This is a genomic window from Glaciibacter kafniensis, from assembly GCF_039538945.1.
Lineage (GTDB): Bacteria > Actinomycetota > Actinomycetes > Actinomycetales > Microbacteriaceae > Cryobacterium > Cryobacterium kafniensis.
The window spans coordinates 29,978-49,139 of the sequence record NZ_BAABCN010000006.1 but is presented as its reverse complement, the minus strand read 5'-3'; the positions used below and the strand labels follow the sequence as shown (position 1 = coordinate 49,139).

At 65.1% G+C, this 19,162-nt stretch carries 17 protein-coding genes; 6 read left to right on the top strand and 11 right to left on the bottom strand.

The window, feature by feature from the left end; all coding sequences use genetic code 11:
* Positions 1-81 precede the first annotated feature (81 nt).
* The gene (locus tag ABD791_RS11420; RefSeq protein ID WP_345066462.1) at positions 82-2,598 is read left to right on the top strand and encodes a DEAD/DEAH box helicase; all 2,517 of its coding nucleotides are present in this window, start codon (positions 82-84) and stop codon (positions 2,596-2,598) included.
* Positions 2,599-2,628: 30 nt separating this feature from the next.
* Here ABD791_RS11420 and ABD791_RS11415 read toward each other — a convergent pair whose 3' ends face one another.
* Both ABD791_RS11415 and ABD791_RS11410 read right to left on the bottom strand, forming a co-directional pair.
* Positions 2,629-4,488, bottom strand: coding sequence for a glycerophosphoryl diester phosphodiesterase membrane domain-containing protein (locus ABD791_RS11415; RefSeq protein WP_345066459.1), 1,860 nt, complete (start codon positions 4,486-4,488; stop codon positions 2,629-2,631).
* 73 nt (positions 4,489-4,561) lie between these two features.
* On the bottom strand, positions 4,562-5,455 hold the full coding sequence (locus tag ABD791_RS11410; RefSeq protein ID WP_345066456.1) for a DMT family transporter: 894 nt from the start codon (positions 5,453-5,455) through the stop codon (positions 4,562-4,564).
* A 45-nt stretch (positions 5,456-5,500) separates the two neighbouring features.
* On the opposite strand from ABD791_RS11410, the gene ABD791_RS11405 reads away from it, so the two are divergent.
* Positions 5,501-5,992, top strand: coding sequence for a MarR family winged helix-turn-helix transcriptional regulator (locus ABD791_RS11405; protein WP_345066453.1), 492 nt, complete (start codon positions 5,501-5,503; stop codon positions 5,990-5,992).
* A gap of 147 nt (positions 5,993-6,139) precedes the next feature.
* On the opposite strand, the gene ABD791_RS11400 is transcribed toward ABD791_RS11405, so the two are convergent.
* The 6 genes from ABD791_RS11400 to ABD791_RS11375 form a co-directional block, all read right to left on the bottom strand.
* The gene (locus ABD791_RS11400) at positions 6,140-6,832 is read right to left on the bottom strand and encodes a DedA family protein (RefSeq protein ID WP_345066450.1); all 693 of its coding nucleotides are present in this window, start codon (positions 6,830-6,832) and stop codon (positions 6,140-6,142) included.
* A complete protein-coding gene (locus ABD791_RS11395) occupies positions 6,811-7,614 on the bottom strand; it encodes a COG4705 family protein (protein WP_345066447.1) in 804 nt (267 codons plus the stop codon). Before ABD791_RS11395 ends, ABD791_RS11400 begins: the two co-directional genes overlap by 22 nt.
* Before the next feature lie 168 nt (positions 7,615-7,782).
* The gene (locus ABD791_RS11390; RefSeq protein WP_345066444.1) at positions 7,783-8,802 is read right to left on the bottom strand and encodes a sensor histidine kinase; all 1,020 of its coding nucleotides are present in this window, start codon (positions 8,800-8,802) and stop codon (positions 7,783-7,785) included.
* Positions 8,799-9,464, bottom strand: a complete 666-nt coding sequence (locus ABD791_RS11385) for a response regulator transcription factor (RefSeq protein ID WP_345066441.1) — start codon at positions 9,462-9,464, stop codon at positions 8,799-8,801. The genes ABD791_RS11390 and ABD791_RS11385 overlap by 4 nt, the downstream gene beginning before the upstream one ends.
* Positions 9,465-9,567: 103 nt before the next feature.
* The gene (locus tag ABD791_RS11380; protein WP_345066588.1) at positions 9,568-10,290 is read right to left on the bottom strand and encodes a phosphatase PAP2 family protein; all 723 of its coding nucleotides are present in this window, start codon (positions 10,288-10,290) and stop codon (positions 9,568-9,570) included.
* Positions 10,291-10,425: 135 nt separating this feature from the next.
* The gene (locus ABD791_RS11375) at positions 10,426-11,409 is read right to left on the bottom strand and encodes a helix-turn-helix transcriptional regulator (RefSeq protein ID WP_345066438.1); all 984 of its coding nucleotides are present in this window, start codon (positions 11,407-11,409) and stop codon (positions 10,426-10,428) included.
* A 60-nt stretch (positions 11,410-11,469) separates the two neighbouring features.
* Here ABD791_RS11375 and ABD791_RS11370 point away from each other — a divergent pair, with 60 nt between their 5' ends.
* Positions 11,470-12,585 carry an ATP-binding cassette domain-containing protein gene (locus tag ABD791_RS11370; protein WP_345066435.1) on the top strand — a complete coding sequence of 372 codons (1,116 nt, stop codon included), beginning with the start codon at positions 11,470-11,472 and terminating at the stop codon, positions 12,583-12,585.
* Positions 12,582-13,391 (top strand): ABC transporter permease, encoded by an 810-nt coding sequence (locus ABD791_RS11365; RefSeq protein WP_345066432.1) that lies wholly within the window; start codon positions 12,582-12,584, stop codon positions 13,389-13,391. Before ABD791_RS11370 ends, ABD791_RS11365 begins: the two co-directional genes overlap by 4 nt.
* Positions 13,392-13,401: 10 nt before the next feature.
* Here the strand turns inward: ABD791_RS11365 and ABD791_RS11360 are convergent, their stop codons facing one another.
* The 3 genes from ABD791_RS11360 to ABD791_RS11350 form a co-directional block, all read right to left on the bottom strand.
* Complete coding sequence (locus tag ABD791_RS11360; protein ID WP_345066429.1) at positions 13,402-14,859, bottom strand: MFS transporter; 1,458 nt, start codon at positions 14,857-14,859, stop codon at positions 13,402-13,404.
* A 100-nt stretch (positions 14,860-14,959) separates the two neighbouring features.
* The gene (locus ABD791_RS11355; RefSeq protein ID WP_345066426.1) at positions 14,960-15,451 is read right to left on the bottom strand and encodes a LysM peptidoglycan-binding domain-containing protein; all 492 of its coding nucleotides are present in this window, start codon (positions 15,449-15,451) and stop codon (positions 14,960-14,962) included.
* 152 nt (positions 15,452-15,603) lie between these two features.
* Positions 15,604-16,983: an L-serine ammonia-lyase gene (locus ABD791_RS11350; RefSeq protein WP_345066423.1), complete on the bottom strand. Its 1,380-nt coding sequence runs from the start codon at positions 16,981-16,983 to the stop codon at positions 15,604-15,606.
* A 153-nt stretch (positions 16,984-17,136) separates the two neighbouring features.
* Here ABD791_RS11350 and ABD791_RS11345 point away from each other — a divergent pair, with 153 nt between their 5' ends.
* Complete coding sequence (locus ABD791_RS11345) at positions 17,137-18,183, top strand: ATP-binding cassette domain-containing protein (protein WP_345066420.1); 1,047 nt, start codon at positions 17,137-17,139, stop codon at positions 18,181-18,183.
* Positions 18,180-19,025 carry an ABC transporter permease gene (locus tag ABD791_RS11340; protein ID WP_345066418.1) on the top strand — a complete coding sequence of 282 codons (846 nt, stop codon included), beginning with the start codon at positions 18,180-18,182 and terminating at the stop codon, positions 19,023-19,025. The genes ABD791_RS11345 and ABD791_RS11340 overlap by 4 nt, the downstream gene beginning before the upstream one ends.
* Positions 19,026-19,162 lie beyond the last annotated feature (137 nt).

Here is a 19,162-nt window from a genome sequence, read left to right as displayed (position 1 = left end):
CCTCGGTTGTTAATCGTAACTGACCGGTTGCGCGGGGTCAGGGCGAGAACGTGCAGCCAGATAGGGCAGGATCGAAGGATCATGGCAACTCTCGAAGCGCTCCCGCACGTCACCGATCCCGACGTGCTCTTTGAAGCATTCGAGCTGTGGGCCGGTGCTCAAGGGCTGTCGCTCTACCCGGCGCAAGAAGAGGCGCTGATCGAGATCGTCTCTGGTGCCAACCTCATTCTGTCGACGCCGACCGGCACCGGAAAATCACTTGTGGCGATCGGAGCGCACTTCGCGGCCCTCTCCGCCGGCAAGCGCAGCTTCTACACCGCGCCGATCAAGGCGCTGGTCAGCGAGAAGTTCTTCGCCCTGGTCGAAATCTTCGGCGCCGAGAACGTCGGCATGATGACGGGTGACTCTTCGGTGAATGCCGACGCGCCGATCATCTGCTGCACCGCCGAAATTCTGGCCAACCTGGCGCTGCGCAACGGCGAAGACACCCCGGTCGACCAGGTCGTGATGGACGAGTTCCACTTCTACTCCGACCCCGACCGCGGCTGGGCCTGGCAGGTGCCGCTGCTCACGCTGCCGCGCGTGCAGTTCGTGCTGATGTCGGCCACCCTCGGCGATGTCACAGAACTCGCCGCCGACCTCATCCGGCGCACGAAGAAGCCCACCGCATTGGTCACCGGTGTCGAACGCCCGGTGCCGCTTCACTACTTCTACCAAATGACCCCGATCCACGAGACCGTCGAGGAGTTGCTCGGCACCGGTCAGGCCCCCATCTATGTCGTGCACTTCTCCCAGGCTGCGGCGCTCGAGCGTGCACAGGCGCTGGCCAGCGCGAAGGTGGCCAACCGGGAGCAACGGGATGCCATCGCCGAGTTGATCGGTGAGTTTCGGTTCACGACGAGCTTCGGAAAAACGCTGTCGCGCCTGATTCGAATGGGCATCGGCGTGCACCACGCCGGCATGCTGCCGAAGTACCGCCGTCTGGTCGAGCAGCTTGCCCAGCGGGGATTGCTGCGTGTGATCTGCGGAACCGACACCCTCGGCGTCGGTATCAACGTGCCCATCCGCACCGTGCTCTTCACCGCGCTGACGAAGTATGACGGCGTGAAGATGCGCCAGCTCAACGCACGTGAGTTCCATCAGATCGCCGGCCGTGCCGGTCGTGCCGGCTACGATACGGCCGGGACCGTCGTCGCACAGGCTCCCGATCACGAGACCGAAAATCTCAAGGCCATCGAGAAGGCCGGCGACGACCCGAAGAAGAAGCGCAAACTCATCCGCAAGAAGGCGCCGGAAGGCTTCGTCTCCTGGGGTGAGCCGTCATTCCGCCGTCTGATCGAGGCCGAGCCGGAGACCCTGACCTCGAGCATGCAGATGACCAGCGCCATGCTGATCAACGTGATCGCGCGCGGCGGCGATGCGTTTGCTAACGTCTACGCGCTGGTCTTCGACAACCACGAGCCGTGGAAGCGTCAGCTGGAGCTGGCCCGTCGCGCTCTCGGCATCTACAAGACGCTGCGTGCAGCGGGCATCGTGGAGCAGTCGGCGAGCGGGGACATCCGTTTGACCGTCGATCTGCAGGCGAACTTCGCGCTCAACCAGCCGCTGTCGCCGTTCGCGCTCGCCGCATTCGACCTGCTCGACCCCGACCCGGCCGCTGAGACCGGAACCGGTCACTACGCACTGGACATGATTTCGATTGTCGAAGCAACGCTCGACAACCCGCGCCCGGTGCTCTCCGGCCAGCAGTTCGTGGCCCGCGGTGAGGCAGTCGCTGCGATGAAGCGTGAAGGCATCGAGTATGACGAGCGGATGGCGCTGCTCGAGGAGGTCACGCATCCCAAGCCGCTCGACGAGCTGCTCAACTATGCGTTCGACACCTACAAACTGTCACAGCCCTGGATTGCCGACTTCGAGCTCAGCCCCAAGTCAGTCGTGCGCGACATGTATGAGCGGGCGATGTCGTTCGGCGAGTTCATCGCGTTCTACAAACTCGCCCGCAGCGAGGGCGTGGTGCTGCGGTACCTCTCCGACGCCTACCGGGCCGCCCGGCAGACGATTCCCGACGAGGCGAAGACCGAAGACCTGCTCGACCTGATCGAATGGCTCGGCGAGCTCGTTCGTCAGGTCGACTCCAGCCTGCTCGACGAGTGGGAAGAACTGATCCACCCCGACGCCGCTGCCCATGCTGCCGGTGCGCATGTGGTTCTGCCGCCGGCTCCCAAGCGGCTCACGACGAATGTGCGGGCGTTCCGAATTCTGGTGCGCAACGAGCTGTTCCGGCGGGTGCAGCTGGCCGCGCGCGAGCAGTATGACGCGCTCGGTGAGCTGGATGCGGCATCCGGCTTCGACGCCGATGCCTGGGCCAATGCACTCGACGGCTACTACGACGAGCACGACGAGATTCTGACGGGTGCCAACGCACGCAGCTCTGCCCTGCTGATCATCGAGGAGGGCGCGACGCAGTGGAAGGTGCGTCAGATTCTCGACGACCCGGCCGGCGACCACGACTGGGGCTTCACCGCCGAGGTTGATCTTGAGGCGTCGGATGAGGCCGGCGAAGCCGTTGTGCGCCTCACGGAGATCAACCGCCTCTAGCGGTTGATCGCCTCGAGTGGGTTGCTGCCTCTAGCGGAACACGCTCAAGTCGCTGAGCGCGTCACTCACCTGAAATGAGAGCCCACGGCTGTCTGCGATGAGTGACCGGTAGCGGATGGCGGTGTCCGGATGGTCGGTGACGATGCCATCGACCGGAACACGCAGCAGGTCGCGGATGGTCTCCTCGTCGTTGACGGTCCAGACGTAGACCGGTTTTCCCATCGCGTGCGCTTCGGAGAGAAACTCAGGGCTGAACGACGCCTGTTCGACGACGAAAAAGTCGCAGTTGACGTCGGGCAGATCGCCCAGGGTCAGCGCGATTGTGTACCCGACAGTGAGCTCCGGGCGCTTCGCCGTGAGCTGCTCCACCGCATCGGCACTCAGCGAGTGGTAGATGTTGCTCTCCGTCACGCCAAGCGAATCGAGTTCGGCGAGGAACCGATCGACGAAGTCGGGTGTCTCGTGGCCGTGCACCTTGAGCTCGATGAGCAGGGGAACGCCCAGTTCCGCCGCACGAGTGACGTACTCCTCCATCGACGGAATCAGGGCGCTGTGCCCGCCGGCGCGCACCCGTGTCGACGTGACCTCCTCGAACGTCATGTCGAAGATGTTTCTGTTGATCCCGGCAACGATGAAGAGGTTGCTGTCATGGCTGGCGATGAACTGGCCGTCTGTGGTCTGCTGCATGTCGGTCTCGACGTAGTCGACACCCGCTGCGGCCGCGGCCTCCAGAGCGGGAATCGTGTTCTCGACCCCGCCGCCGACAAAGCCGCGGTGGCCGAGCACCAGGGTGTCAGAGGCTCCGGTGACCGGGGTGGCCACTGCGGGTGCGGCAGTCATTCCGATTCCCATGGCCATAATGGCTGCGATCGACCAGGCGGCGGCTGTGATGGCGCGGGCACCTCGTGGCCGTCCAGCGGCCGGAGCGGGATGAACGGTCGTCAGGCCCACCAACTCACGGCTGACCGAGATGAGGATGTGAGCGACGACGACCTGGGTTATTCCGATAACGATGAAGCCGAACACACGACCCGCGCCGATCGCGACGGATTCCACGACCACGGCGGCATCCGGGTTCAGGTTGGCGGCGAGCTCCGTCACCCGCACGATGATCTCAACGCCCAGTGACGACACGAGAACCGCCACGATGACCGGACCGCTCACCGACACGGCCAGCTTCCAGATGTGGCCACGGGTGGCGAGCATGCTCCGGCCGAGCGATCGGAGCGGTGTTCGGCCGGAGACCACCATCAACGGCAGAGTGAGCATCAGGCGCAGGTTCAGACAGAAAATGGTCCCGATCACCGCGGTGTAGCCGACGGCGCTAAGGGGCGACTTCATGAACTCGCCCGTCACGAACGGGGGAATCGCGATTCCGCGGGTGAGCACCGAGAGAAGACCGAGTCCGCCGAGCGGGGCGATCAGAAAGAAATATGCGAGCAGCACCGGGGATTGGTAGTGAAAAATGCGGCGTACCTGCCAGGTAAGCGCCGCGACGATGGCGCGCAGGCCCAGGGAACGTCCGCCCTGCTGCCGGTTGGCCACGATGAAGATCGTTGAGATCTGGAGGCTGACAGCGGCCAGGGCGATGATGGCGATCAGGAGCAGGAGGAGTACGGCGAGGGGATTGGTCAGCATTGTGACCAGATTGCGGTCGGTGAGGTTCGACAGGCCGGCTGACCCCAGCGCCAGCTCAAACAGGCTGGTGATGGCCGGAACCACGCACGTCACGATGGCGCCCTGCAGCACCAGGATGATCGCCAAGTAATGCCAGAATGACGCGCGCGTCAGTCGCAGCACTCCGATGAACCGGGTGCTATCGATGAGATCGACGCGTCGTCGAGGTGAGGGGGAGTCGCGCTCAACGTCACCGGGCTGTGAGGCACTCACCGGGTGAGCTGCTGGTGCGGCGAATCGCTCTCGGGGCGAGTTCGTTGCTCCAGCGGAATTGTGGATCTATGCACTAGTCAAGTGTAGTCACGCGTGGGTGGGAAGCCACCCAGCGAGGTCGCCCTGACACCGCCACCGCCACCGCGCCCAACACGATCACGATGCCCGCACACTGCGGGGGAGTGAGCGTCTCTCCGGCGATGAGCCAGCCGGCCAGGATGGCCACCACCGGGCTGAGCAAACCGAGAAATGCCGGGATGCTGGTGGGTAGTCGGGCGATTCCGCGAAACCAGAGCAGGTACGCGACCGCGGTTCCGACGATCGACAAGTAGGCGTAGCCCAGCAGATTCGTGGCGGTCAACGGTTCGGACGGAAGGCCCTCGAACACGAGAAGCAAAGCGAGAAGCGTGAGTCCGCCCGCGATGAGCTGCCAGGCCGTCGTCGCAAGGGGCGGTGCCGGCTGGCCCCACTTCTTCGAGAGAACGATTCCCGTTGCCATCGAGAGGGTGCCGCCGAACGCCGCGAGCACACCGATCGCGTCGAGCCTGCTCTGCGCTTGCAGAACGATCAGGCTCACCCCGACGACACCGGCCGAGCCGGCAACAATCACGCGCAGGGTGAGTTTCTCGTGCAGAAGCCGACTCGCCAGCACCGCGACGACGAGCGGTGAGATGCCGCCGACGACTGCGGCGACTCCGCCGGGGAGCCGGTAGGCCGCGATGAAAAGCAGCGCGAAGAAGGCGCCGATATTGAGCACGCCGAGAACCCACGACTTCCACCACCACGCGCCGTGCGGCATCCGTCTGGCGAGCATCAGTAGAAGGATTCCGGCCGGAAGGGCGCGCAATGTGGCAGCGAGCAGGGGGCGGTCCGGCGGCAGGAGCATCGTGGTCGTGAGGTAGGTCGTGCCCCAGAGCGCGGGGGCGACGGCCGTGGTGAGGATGAGGAGGGATCGATTGCTAAGCACTTAGTAATAATAGCTAAGTGCTTAGCGATTCGCTAGGGTGGCTTTATGGCCGACCAAGTGGATCGAATTCTCGAGCAGTGGCACGCGGAGAAGCCCGAGCTCGATGTGTCGCCGATGGCGGTGATTGGTCGGCTGAGCCGCACCGCGCTCGCCATCGATCTGCGCTTGGCCGAGACTTTCGCGCGGCACGGGCTTGATTCTGGCTCGTTCGACGTGCTCGCGACTCTGCTGCGAAGCGGGGCGCCGCACCGCATTGCGCCGGCGGTGCTCGCCAGGGACGCGATGATCACCTCGAGCGCGGTGGCGCAGCGCCTCAACAAACTTGAAGCTCGAGGGCTGATCGCTCGGGAAGCGAATCCCGATGACGGACGCGGCACACTCGTCGCGCTCACCGAGGCGGGCAAGACTCTGGTTGAGCAGGCGCTGCCCGATCACGTCGAGGCCGAGCGTGCGATGACGGATGCGCTGAGTGGCGAGGAGCAGGTGCTGCTCGCCGGTTTTCTCCAGCGTCTCGACGAGGCGGCGCGTTCTCGCTGAGCACTCTCGCTGAGGCTCCCTGATCGGGATCGGCGGGTCCGGGTTCAGGAGCGGAGCGCCTGTCGCACCGGCGAAGGGCCACCATTCTGCGGGGGCACCGCGGCCGACGCTGCTCCACTCCTGAACGCGATACCGCGCCGCACACGCTCACCGCGCATCCGCTGCTCTCACCTGACGGCGTCGGCGCAACACCAGGCTGCGCACGAGCACGGGAACCGTCGAGACGACGATGATGCCGACCAGGATCAGATCGATGTAATGCGCGGTGAACTCGGCGACGCCGGGAATGTGACCGAGACCGAAGCCGAGCAGAATGACCGAACCTGCCCACGCCACTGCGCCGATCACATTGAACATGATGAACGAGCGGTAACGCATCGAGCCGACACCGGCGATAACCGGGGCGAAGGTGCGAACGACCGGTACGAAGCGAGCGATCGTGACCGTCGCAGAACCGAACCGCTCGAAGAACGACTCGGTCTTCGCAACGCTCTCCCGGCTGAACAGCCCCGATTCCTTGCGATTGAAGATCGCGGGCCCGGCCCGGCGCCCGATCAAGTAGCCGACCTGGTCGCCGAGAATTGCGGCGACGCTCACCGCCGCGATCACCACCCCGAGCGGGGCGTGAATCGCACCGGTGAGAGTGAGTACGCCCGTGAAGAAGAGCAGGGTGTCACCGGGCAGAAAGAACCCGACAAGGAGCGCAGTCTCCGCGAAGACGATGAGACAGACGACCGCCAGCCCCCAGACACCGGCGCCGCTGATCAGCGCTTGCGGATCGAGGATGCCGCTGCTCAGCCCGCCGCTCAGCCCGCTGCTCAGGAGAGTTCCGGCTGCCATGAGGCGAGCTCCTTGCGCTGAGTGCGGGTCAAGAAGACGATGAGCCCGAGGATCGCCGTCAAGAAGATGGCGCTGGTCACGACGGTGCCGAGGCCCAGCCCGCCGTCGAGCAGCGGCTGCGAGAGAAGGTCACCGAGCGACGCTCCGAGCGGACGGGTGAGGATGTAGGCGATCCAGAATGCAAGAACCGCGTTCAGCTTGGCAAACCGATAGGCGCAGCCGACTACGGCGATCGCGGCGGCGAAGAGCAGCGCTGAGACGAAGTAGCCCAGGTTGAGACCCTCGGCGATCAGGTCGCCGGCGGCGGTTCCGAGCGCGAAGGTGAAGAGGATCGCAAGCCAGTAGAAGCCCTCACGACGCCGTGTGGTGATCGAGTGGATCGAGAGGGTGCGTTCACTGGCATACCAGGTGGCGAAGACGATGGCGAGTGCGATGGCGAAGACGATCGTGGTTGTCTCGAGCGGAATGCCGAAGTTGTCGGTGAGATTGTCGGTGATCAGGGTTCCGACGATGCTGATCAGCACCACGGCCAGCCAGTAGATTGCCGGCACGTAGCGGAGCGACCTGAACTGCAAGACGAGTACGATCGCCAGCAGAGCGCCCATCACGATCGTGGTGTTGGTCAGGCCGAGGTTCAAGTTCGTGGCCAGAAAATCGGCAAACGTCTCGCCGACCGTCGTGGCGAGGATCTTGATGGTCCAAAAGGTGGCAGTGGGGTCAGGAACCTTGTTGAGGCCGGTGGAAATGCGTCGGTCGGCACGTGTTGCCGTGAGATCTGACATGGGCATCCGTTTCGCAGGGGGCGCCGTGTGCACCCGTGTCTGACCAGTTGAGCGGATGCGTTCTCAGAAACGTCTAATCTCCCTCGCGAGCTGTGGCAGATTACCGTTTTGCCAGCAGAAACTGGTCATCTGCCACAGCTCGGTGGCCGAATGGCTGGCGAAAGAGGCTCAGCCCGCCAACGGCAGAGTCAGAACGAACGTCGTCCCGGAGGGCGAGGTCTCCCGCAGCTCGACGGTGCCGCCATTGCGCACGGCAATGTCGCGCACGAGCGCCAGCCCGATACCGAACCCGCTGCGCGGACTCGCCGACGGGAACTCCGGCGCGGTCGAATGCGCGAACCGGTCGAAAATATGCGCGGGGTCGATGCCCTGGATTCCCGCGCCCTGATCGGCGACAACGAGAGAGAAAGTCGACGTGGCGACGTGAAGCGACACTGTCACCCGCGAACCGTTCGGCGAATGGGCAATCGCGTTGTCGAGCAGAGCGACAACGCAGCGCTGGATGCTCGCGGCTGGGATCTTCGCGAGAACCTGACCGTCATGACGGGCGAGGTCGTCGCGATCGAACTCAACCCCCACGCCGCGCTGGTCGCCCAGCACGCTCATCGACGCCACGGCCCGCTCGACGAGGGGCACGACATCGACGACCGGCACCGCGCCCTCCGGAGCCTCGCTTGCCGCCGCCAGCAGAAGATCGTTCACGACCGCGACGAGCGCGAGAGTGTCACGACGGATGTCCGCCACCGCCGGCGAGATCGGATCGCCGGGTGCGAGTCCGCGCTGCAACACCTGGATCCGCGCGTCGAGAACGGTCAACGGGGTGCGGAGTTCGTGACTGGCATCCGCGACGAAACTCCGTTGCATCCGCAGTGCGTCGCCGAGCGGACGCACCGCGCGTCGGGCGACCACCCAGCTGAGCACCCCCGCGATCGCGATGGCGACGACGCCGACCACGATCAGGGCCACGAGCACTGCCGTCGAGTCAATGTAGATGCGGCTTTCGCCGGGCTTCGGTTTCTCCAACAGCTCGGCCGGCTGCGATTGATCGATGATGAAGACGATGGAGGCCGCCACCAAAAACAGCACGATCGCTGTCGCCCCCGCGGTGATCTGCCAGCCGATGATCCGTGACGCGCGCCCGACGGCCGCGGCATCGCTGTCGGGGGCCGCTCGGTGAGGCCCGCTCACAGCTGGCCCAGTCGATAGCCACGGCCTCGCACGGTCAGCACAATGTCTTTGTCGGTTTTGCGGCGCAAATAGTGCACGTAGGTGTCGACGGTTCCCGGCTGCTCGCCGACCTGAAACACGGCGCTCAACACCTGTGCGCGGCTGAAGGTGCGATCGGGCTGCGTGGCGAAGAGTCGCAGCAGGTCCGATTCGCGCGGCGTCAGCAGGATGCGGCCGATGTGCGGCGAATGGATGCTGTGGTCATCGGGGTAGAAGGTCCACTCGCCGATGTCGACGGCGGGCCCCTCTGCGGTGAACGCACGGGTGAGTGCGCGGAGGCGAGCGAGTAGTTCGTCGAAATCGAACGGCTTGACCAGGTAATCGTTCGCGCCGGCATCCAGCCCGTCGACCTTGTCCGCAATGGTGCCGAGTGCGGTGAGCAGCAGGATCGGCGTTGTCACGCGATGCGAACGCAACGCCTGCACCACGCTCAGCCCATCGAGAGCGGGCAGACGGCGGTCGATGACGAGAACGTCGAAGTCGTCACGGATGCCCCGGTCGAGACCGGTCTGGCCGTCGGCAACCAGGGCAACGTCATACGACTCCTCGAGCACCCCCTTGATCAGCGGGCCGAGCTCTGCGTCGTCTTCAACGAGCAGAAGCCGGGGCTTCGTGGTGATCATCGAGTGCCCTTCTTTCTGCTTCGCCTGGTCATAATCTAACTGCACAATCTCGGTGATCGAGGAGCGCCCGACGGAGTCGGCCGCTCCTCGACCAACGAGATGGCTACGGCCGGTCCCGGAGGGACGACGGAAAGCGCGGCAACAGATACTGCAAGCAGACGACGAGGGCGAGAGCGGATGCCGCGACCGCGTACACGAGAGACGCCGCGACATCCGTGGGGTAATGCACCCCGAGAGAGACGCGAGACGCGGCGACCAATACCGTCGCGAGGGCCGCCACGGTGATGACGAGAGGGCGCCACGGGTGATCCCTGGCCAGAAAGATCAGGGCAAGACCGAGGGCGGCGACGAAGCAGGTGTGCCCGCTCGGATAGCTGAACGAGTGCTCGGTGAGCAGCGGATGCGCCAGCAGACTGGCATCGGGACGTGGCCGTTGCACGATCCATTTGAGCACCTCGCTACCGCCCCAGGCGACGGCGATCATGCCGAGAAACGTCAGCACCCGGGCGGGATTGCGAGTGACGATGCCAATCAGGACTGCCGTGACCACAGTGATGACCACCGCCATTGCCGGATCGAACAGCCAGGCGATCGTGAGTGTCACTCCATCGAGAAACGGCGTGTGCTGCAGGCTCAGCCACTGATCGATGCCGAGTTCTGAGGTCGACCAGCTCGGGGTGCGGGCGACAAGCAGCCCGAATGCGATCACCGCGCAGAGAGCCAGAATGCTTGCGACAGTGACGGCTCGCGGGTGGGCGAGTGGTCGCAGCGGGTCGCGCTGCCGCTCGTGCGGGCGCCGTGTCGACACGTCGAAAATCGGGTTCATCACCGTCACTGCCATTCCGTTCTATCGGCGCGCAACTGGAGCGCGGCCAACAGTTTCGAGTCTCTGCCCGTGGGTCTCAGATTCCTCTAAGAACTCCAACCTGGCTCCGAGACCGACCGGATGACCCGGGCGAAACTAGCGAGCCGGGTCATCTGAGGGAGCGGGCAGAGCGGCGGCCAGACGACGGCTCTGTAAGCGGATGGCGTCAATCACCTCCGGCGATGCAGCCAGTGTGTACTCAACCTCGGTCGGGATCCACGACAGAGCGCTGCCCAGCGAGCCAATGGTGTCGCCGACGAGCGGCCAGACGGTGTGCTCTGGTCCCTGAGCCACGGCATCCCGCGCCCACCAGCCGAGCTGTGCCTGTGCCTCGGCCAGCGGCATCCGCAGTGTGATCGTCAGCCGGTAGGAGCTATCGCGCCAACGCACCGCAGCGGCGACCAGCGCTACCGCGTCATCCGAGCTCAGCGCGCGGGCCGGAAAGAGCACGCGCGTCTGCAGCAGTGTGCTGATCCGGTCGATGCGAAAGGTGCGCCAGCCGGCGCGATCCCTGTCCCAGGCGAGGAGATACCAGCGCCGACCGAGCGGCACGAGCATGTGCGGTTCGGTACTTCGCACAGATTCCGCACCCTTGGCATCCGTGTAGCTGAAGCGCACCCGTTCGCTGTCCCGGCAGCTGAGGGCAAGTTGGGCCAGGAGATCGGCGTCGACGACCGGGCCGTGGGCAGGCGGCAGTGTTGCGTGCGTCTGCAGCGCTTCGATGCGTCTCCGCAGGGCGGGCGGGAGCACTTGCTCGAGCTTGGCCAGCGCACTGAGCGTGGTGTGCTCAGAGCCGCGGAGCGCGGCGGTGGCCTGGGAGCGCAGACCAATCACGATGGCGACGCCCTCATCGTCGGTGAGAAGCAGGGGAGGCATGCCGGTGCCCGCTCCGAGCCGATAACCGCCCGCGGCGCCGCGGGCCGCATCGATCTGATAGCCCAGTTCGCGCAGACGATCGATGTCGCGGCGCACGGTGCGGTCGGTGACGCCGAGTCGTTCGGCCAGCTCGCTGCACGCCCAGTGTCGATGGCTCTGCAGAAGAGACAGTAAATCGAGGGTGCGTGACGTCGTATCTGACATATTTCAAGTATCTCGATTATTAGGACAGATAATGTCCTATTGGGTTTCTAATCTGTCGATATGACTACTCACACCAGCTCATCAACATTGATCAGGGCACGCGGTCTCGGCAAATCATTCCCGGTGAAAGGCGGCGCGGTCGACGCGGTGCGCTCACTGGACCTCGACGTCGAGCGCGGCGAACTCGTTGCATTTCTCGGGCCGAACGGGGCCGGCAAGTCGACGACGATCCGCCTGCTGACCACGCTGCTCGCGGCAACGGCGGGGGAGGCCAGCGTGGTTGGCTGCGACATCCGTCGAAACCCAGGAGGCGTCCGCCGACGCATCGGCTACGTCGGCCAAGGCGCGTCGGGCGGCCACACCCAACGGGTGCGTGACGAACTCCTCAGCCAGGGCGCGTTCTACGGCATTGGTCGTGCGGAGACCAGGGCGCGCGCCGACGAACTCATTGGCTCACTCGACCTCGACGCCATCGCGAACCGCCAAGTGCAGTCGCTCTCCGGCGGCCAGAAACGGCGCCTCGATATCGCGCTCGGCCTCATCCACCGCCCCGAACTGCTCTTTCTCGACGAACCGTCAACTGGGCTCGACCCGCAGAGCAGAGCCAACCTCTGGCAGCACATCATCGACCTGCGCGACCGGTTCGGCACGACCATCTTTCTCACCACGCACTACCTCGACGAGGCTGACCAACTCGCCGAACGGGTCATGGTGATGGATTATGGCGTCGTCATCGCCGACGACACCGCGCCGGCCCTGAAGGCAAACCTCGCCAGCGACACCATCACCTTGAGCTTCAGCACTCCAGCGGATGCCGCGCGCGCCGCCGTGCAGACCGGCGGACGGGCCGCGGGCACCGTCGTCACCCTCGCCGCGCAGCGCGGTGACCGGGAAGTTCCCCGCCTGGTGCGTGCGCTCGACGACGCGAACATCCCGCTCGTCGGGGTGACGCACCGGCAGCCGACGCTCGATGACGTTTTCCTGGCGCTGACGGGGCGACGCCTTCGAGAGGAGGGGCAGGTCGCCGAGGGCCACGAGCGGGCAAGCGGCCCTGAGAGCCCCATCGGCCACGAGAGGTCAATCGGCACTGAGAGCCCCAGCAGCGCTGCGATCCCCGGCCGCACCGAGACCGACGCATCCATTTCATCCACTACGCCGCAGGAGGCACGCTCATGACCTACGTCACCGACACCACACCGAGCCAGCGTTCGTTCGACACCGTTCCCGGCCGCACGATCCTCGTTGTCGACATCTGGAACGTGCTGGCGCGGGAGCTCCGCCCAGTCTGGCGCGACCCGTTCAGTGCGCTATTCAGTCTCGTGCAGCCGCTGGTCTTCCTCGGCTTGTTCGGGCCGCTGCTCGTTGCATCGTCCGGACTGCCAGCCGGGGAAACCCTGCAGTGGTTCGTGCCGGGCATCCTGGTCATGGTCGCCCTATTCGGAACGGCCAGCACCGGTGCGAACCTGCTCGCCGAGATGCAGACGGGGTCGCACGAGCGCACCCTCGTCGCCCCGCTGTCACGGGGCGCGCTGCTCATTGGCCGTGCGCTGAAGGAGGTCGTGCCGCTTACCGTGCAAGGCCTGCTGATCTGCCTGGTCTCGCTGCCGTTCGGCTTCACCGTGAGTGGGCCCGGCCTGCTCATCGGCTTCATCTTGCTGGCGATCTTCGGCATCGGCTTCGGTGCACTGAGCTACACGGTGGCGCTGGGCTGCCGCAACCGCGACTGGATGTTCTGGGTCATCCACCAGACCGTCATCTTCCCGTTGATGATCCTTTCCGGGATGCTGTTACCGCTTGAAAATGGACCGACCTGGATGCAGGTGGTCGCCTCGGTCAACCCACTCAGCTACGTGGTGCAGGCCGAACGCGCGCTGTTCGCCGGTGACCTGGCTACCGCGGCCGTGGCCGGAGGCTTCGTGGCCGCGATCATCACAGCGGCACTTGGTCTCTGGGTCGGCATCCGGGCAATGCGTCGGGCGTAGCTCACCTCTGCTACGACTGAACCGGCAGGCTCGCGGTGTCGTAGCGCGGCTGGCGACGGGGGAGCAGCAGGGTCAGCACCAAACCGATCAGCGCGGCACCGGCGCAGAGGGCGAAACTCAGTTGGAACCCGAATGTGCTGGGCGTCGTAACCCCGTTCACCGTGACGATGTTCACCGAGAGGATCACACCGATCACCGCGCTCGCCGCAGTCGAACCAAGTGTGCGCATGACCGAGTTCAGGCCGTTCGAGGCCGCGGTCTCTGAGGCAGGCACCGCGGCCATGATCAAGGTCGGCATAGCGGCGTAGGCGAAACCGACACCGAAGCCGACCAGGGTCGCCACGAGCACGGTGTGCCAGACCTCGGTCATCAGACCGATCGCGAGGGCATAGCCGATGGTGATCACAGCGATGCCGATGAGCAGGCTGGTGCGGGCGCCGCGCCGATCGGTGACCCGGGCGGCCGTGCTGGACAGCGCCCACATCACCAGACCGCTCGGCATCAGACAGAGGCTGGCGATCAGCATGCTCTGCCCAAAACCGACCCCGGTGTCGGTCGGTGACTCGAGCAGCATCGGCAAGGCGACGGCCGTCGCAAAGAACGCGAAACCCACGGTGACCGAGGCGAGGTTCGTGAGCAGCACCGAGCGTCGCATCGCCACCCGGATGTCGATGAGTGGGCTTTCGGTGCGTAGCTCGAACAGGGTCCACAAGATTAGAACCGCGACGCCGCCGAGCCCGATGCCGAGGGTGAGCGGGCTCGTCCAGCCCCAGGTCGAGCCCTTCGACACACTGAGCAGAATGCCGACCAGACCAACCGCGAAACCGATCGCACCGATGAAGTCAAACGTTCCGGCGCTTCGCAGCGTGCTGACCGGCACCAACGTGAACACCAGGATGAAACCGACGACCCCGAGCGTTCCCGACACCCAGAACAGCATGTGCCAGTCGAGAAACTGGGAGATGAGTGCCGACACCGGCAGACCGACCGCGCCGCCGATGCCGAGGGTCGCGCTGACGAGCGCGATCGCTTTACCGAGGCGGTCGCGGTGCAGAACGTCGCGCAGAATGCTGATGCCGAGAGCGATCACACCGAGGCCGGCGCCCTGCAACGCACGCCCGATCACGAGAGGAATGAGGGTGGACGAGAACGCGGCGATCACCGAACCGAGGATCAGGCTGCCCAGCAGCACCAACATCATCCGTCGTTTGCCGTAGAGATCGCCGAGTCGCCCGCCGATCGGCGTCGCGACGGCGGCGGCGAGCAGCGTGGCGGTGACCACCCACATCGAGTCGGTCTGGCTCACGCCGAGCAGATGAGGTAGCTCGGGTAGCAGCGGAGTGACCAGGGTCATCATGAACGATGCGACGAGGCCGGTGAAGGCGAGGGCCGCGACGATTGCGCCGTCATTGCGCTGTTTGCTCAGGCGTCGCCGCTCAGAATCGCTCAGCCACGAATCATTGCTCACGGAGCCTCCCAGCCTGCGTTGTCAGTAGTTGCTGCAACGCGTCGGAGTCTCCACTCTATTCCGGGTTCGCTGGCCGGGAGAATCCGTGCTCCGGAAGGCGTCAGCGCTTCGTCGTCCAGTCGAGGTTGATGATCTGCTTGATGTAGATGTCTTCGCCGAGGCCGGGAACCGACGGATTCATGTGCAGAAACTGCTGCACCGGCACGTCGAACCGCTGAGCGATATCGAAGAATGAGTCACCTTCGACAACGGTGTAGGTGTTCAGGCTGCCGTCATCGTTGGTGGTCGCCGCGCCGCGCGCTCCCGGCGCTTCGCCGAGATCAACCGCTGGGCCCGGTTCAACGATCGGCGCCGGCGCATTGGGAATCGGCTCGCCCACCGCTGGATTCGGCACGAGCTCCGGCTCTTCGACCGGCGCGGGTTCCACCGGTGGTGGCGTGGTTGCCGGCGCAGAGGGAGTAGCAGGGGGCGCCGTTGTCGCGGGCGGTGACGGTGCAACGGTGACGGTCACGACCGGCGTCGGAGTGCCGGCGCACGCCGACAACGTGAAGAGCGCCGCGACGGCGGCAGCGAGAAGTGCGTTGCGGCGCAACGGTGCATGAAAAATGATGGCCCCCAGAGATGTTCCGTCAGCCTACGGCATCGGTTGCGGCGCCAACAGCCCACTGATCAGGGGGTAGTCGCTCGATTCCCGGGACTGAGACTGAGCGGGAGACCTCGTTCGAGCCTCGTGGTCGCGGGCTCTCAGCACTCGATGACGTTGACCGCCAACCCGCCTTCGCTGGTCTCTTTGTACTTGGTCATCATGTCGAGGCCGGTCTGACGCATTGTCTCGATCACGGTGTCGAGCGAGACGAGGTGTGTTCCGTCGCCGTGCAGGGCGAGCCGGGCCGCAGACACCGCGGTCGACGACGCGATGGCGTTGCGTTCGATGCAGGGCACCTGCACGAGGCCGCCGACGGGGTCGCAGGTCAAGCCGAGGTGATGCTCCATCGCGATCTCCGCGGCGTTCTCGACCTGGCGCGGGGTGCCGCCGAGTACGGCGCAGAGCGCACCGGATGCCATGGCGCACGCCGAGCCGACCTCCGCCTGGCAGCCGCCTTCCGCGCCCGAAATCGACGCATTCGCCTTGACCAGCGAGCCGATGGCCACGGCAGTCAGCAGGTAGCGACGCAAGCCAGCGGCATCCGCGCCCGGAACGAAGCGCAGGTAGTAGTGACCGACGGCCGGGATGATGCCTGCCGCGCCGTTGGTTGGAGCGGTCACGACGCGCCCGCCCGAAGCGTTCTCTTCGTTCACGGCCAGGGCGAATGCGTGGAGCCATTCGGTTGAGGTGTCCCGTTCTCGCTGCGGCAGACTGTCATATTCCTCCAGCTGCATACGAATTGCTTCGGCGCGTCGCTTCACCTTGAGGCCGCCCGGAAGCGTGCCGCTGGTCTTCAATCCGGCTTCCACGCAGACGTGCATGGCGTTCCAAATCGCATCAAGACCCGCGTCGAGTTTTTCCTGGCCGTGAATCGACTCCTCGTTGATGCGAGCCACTCCGGCGATGTCGAGGCCGTACTCATCGCAGAGCGCGAGCAACTCCACACTCGACGAATAGGGCATCGGCTGCGTGACGATCGGGGTGGCCTGACCGAGTGTGTCGCCGTCGCGGCGGATGAACCCGCCGCCGATCGAGTAGTACGTCTCCTCGAAGATGGGCAGAGCATCGGTCTCGGTCCAGGCCACGAGCGTGAGGGCGTTCGGGTGGCCGGGCAGACGGGTGCGCGGTTCGAAGCTCACGTCGTCTTTGCTGATCGGAATGCTGTGGCGACCGAGCACGGAGAGCGTCGCACCCTCGGCCAAACCGGTCCAGGCCGAGCGAACGTCGTCGGGATCGCAGGATTCCGGCCGGACACCGGCGAGACCGGCGATCACCGCATCGGGGGTGCCGTGGCCGAGCCCGGTTGCGCCGAGCGATCCGTAGAGTGTGCAGCTGATGCGCGAGACGTCGGCCAGGCGCCCGGTCTCGGCGAGATGCTCTGCGAACGTGAGCGCAGCACGCATCGGGCCGACGGTGTGAGAACTGGATGGGCCGATTCCGATGGAGAACAGGTCGAGAGCCGAGACGTATGCAGTCACGGTTCTATCGTAAGTCGGCACCTTGCGAAGATGCGCTGTGTTCTCCGCAATCGACAGTGCGCATCTAAGCGGGGCGGGCCATGCCGGCGGCATGACAGCACCATGAAAGCGGTCTGTGAGCGTCACGTGAGCGGCCCCTTCGACGATGGAGCCATGACAAAAACCAACACCAGCGACTGGGCCGTCGAGGCCCACGGACTCGTCAAAGCGTTCGGCACAAACCGCGCAGTCGACGGGATCGATCTCTCCGTTCGCACCGGCACCGTCTATGGCGTGCTCGGCCCGAACGGGGCAGGAAAAACCACCGCGATTCGCATGCTTGCGACACTGCTGCGCCCGGATGCCGGCTCCGCGACAATTTTCGGCCATGATGTGCAGCGCGAAGCTCAAATCGTTCGGCAGCTCATCGGCGTCACCGGCCAGTACGCGTCGGTTGACGAAACGCTCAGCGCCACCGAGAACCTCGTACTGTTCTCTCGTCTCCACGGCCTCAGCCGGGCAGCCTCAAAACGCAAGTCAGCGGAACTCCTCGAAGAGTTCGGGCTGACCGAGGCAGCCACCCGGCCCCTCAAGAACTTCTCCGGCGGCATGCGCCGTCGACTCGACCTGGCCGCGAGCCTGATCTCACAGCCCCCGCTGATCTTTCTCGACGAACCGACCACCGGCCTCGACCCGCGCACTCGCTCGCAGATGTGGGACACCATCCGACGTCTCGTCGCAACAGGGTCAACGGTCATGCTGACCACCCAGTACCTCGACGAAGCTGACCAGCTCGCCGATCGGATCGCCGTGATCGACCGGGGGATCGTCGTCGCCGAAGGTACCGCCAACGAACTCAAGGCATCGATCGGCGAGTCGTCCCTGCAGCTGCGCCTCGAAGACCCGGCCGATCTCGACGACGCCCGTCGCGCCATCCACTCGTTGCTCGGCGTGCAGTCGGTGCTTTCGCCGGAGCAGGCGACAATCAACGCTCCGATGAGCGACCCGGATCGCGTGACCGACCTTCTCGTCGTGTTGCGTGAGGCGGGCATCCGCCTGAATGAGATCTCGGTGCAGAAGCCGTCGCTCGACGAGGTCTTTCTCGCGCTCACCGGTCACGGTGTCTCTGACGACAACGCCGACGACAAGGCCGCCGACGATGTCGATGGCACCCCAGCAACGGATGCGCGTGCATCCGACACCGAAAGGATCAGCGCATGAGCGCCACAACTCTGACCCCCACACCACCGGCTCCCGGGCGTATCGCGCCAGGGGCCAGCCGCACTCTCGGAAATCGTGTCAGTCTCGAACAGTCGCTGCGCAACTCGTTCACCATGGCCTGGCGGGGTCTGCTCAAGATCAAGCGCACGCCAGAACAACTCTTCGACGTCACGCTGCAGCCGATCATCTTCACCCTGATGTTCACCTACATTTTCGGTGGTGCGATCTCGGGTGATGTGCAGAGCTATCTGCCGGTGATCATCCCGGGCATTCTCGTGCAGACGGTCATCACGACGTCGATTGTGACGGGCGTGCAGCTGCGGGAGGACATGGACAAGGGCGTGTTCGACCGGTTCAAGTCGCTGCCGATCGCTCGCATCTCGCCACTGGCCGGTGCGCTGTTGGCCGATACCGTGCGCTACGCCATCGCGACGACCCTCACCTTTGTGATGGGCTACATCATGGGCTTCCGGCCCGAAGCCGGTCTCGGCGGTGTGCTGATGGGAGCCGTGCTGGTCATCGTCTGCGCCTGGGCGATCAGCTGGGTCTTCGCCTTCTTCGGCGTGATCGCTCGCACCGCGAGCAGTGTGCAGGGCATCTCGATGCTGATTCTGTTCCCGCTCACGTTTCTCTCCAACGCCTTCGTGCCGGTGGACACCATGCCCGACTGGTTGCAGGGTTTCGTCAATGTGAACCCGGTCTCGCACCTGGTCACCGCGGTGCGTGAGGTCACCACTTCCGGAACTCTCGGAGCGGATGCCGCGTTCGCGTTGATCGGGGCGGCCGTGATTGTGGCCGTGTTCGCGCCGCTCACCGTGAGGGCGTATATGCGCAAGGCGTGATTTGGCGCGGGGCGCCAAATCACGCCTTGCGAAAGGCGGCAGCCCCGTACGAGGGAATCCCGGGAGCAAAGCCGATGCTCATGGGGGCTCCTTCGGCGAAAGCCCCGGCTGGTCACACACACGTGCCCAGCCGGGGC

What these genes read in the sequence shown, in the direction of transcription:
- ABD791_RS11420 (WP_345066462.1), top strand. Translation starts at nt 82, where the DNA reads ATGGCAACTCTCGAAGCGCTCCCGCACGTCACCGATCCCGACGTGCTC.
- ABD791_RS11405 (WP_345066453.1), top strand. Translation starts at nt 5,501, where the DNA reads ATGGCCGACCAAGTGGATCGAATTCTCGAGCAGTGGCACGCGGAGAAG.
- ABD791_RS11400 (WP_345066450.1), bottom strand. Translation starts at nt 6,832, where the DNA reads ATGGCAGCCGGAACTCTCCTGAGCAGCGGGCTGAGCGGCGGGCTGAGC.
- ABD791_RS11395 (WP_345066447.1), bottom strand. Translation starts at nt 7,614, where the DNA reads ATGTCAGATCTCACGGCAACACGTGCCGACCGACGCATTTCCACCGGC.
- ABD791_RS11385 (WP_345066441.1), bottom strand. Translation starts at nt 9,464, where the DNA reads ATGATCACCACGAAGCCCCGGCTTCTGCTCGTTGAAGACGACGCAGAG.
- ABD791_RS11380 (WP_345066588.1), bottom strand. Translation starts at nt 10,290, where the DNA reads ATGAACCCGATTTTCGACGTGTCGACACGGCGCCCGCACGAGCGGCAG.
- ABD791_RS11375 (WP_345066438.1), bottom strand. Translation starts at nt 11,409, where the DNA reads ATGTCAGATACGACGTCACGCACCCTCGATTTACTGTCTCTTCTGCAG.
- ABD791_RS11370 (WP_345066435.1), top strand. Translation starts at nt 11,470, where the DNA reads ATGACTACTCACACCAGCTCATCAACATTGATCAGGGCACGCGGTCTC.
- ABD791_RS11365 (WP_345066432.1), top strand. Translation starts at nt 12,582, where the DNA reads ATGACCTACGTCACCGACACCACACCGAGCCAGCGTTCGTTCGACACC.
- ABD791_RS11345 (WP_345066420.1), top strand. Translation starts at nt 17,137, where the DNA reads ATGACAAAAACCAACACCAGCGACTGGGCCGTCGAGGCCCACGGACTC.
- ABD791_RS11340 (WP_345066418.1), top strand. Translation starts at nt 18,180, where the DNA reads ATGAGCGCCACAACTCTGACCCCCACACCACCGGCTCCCGGGCGTATC.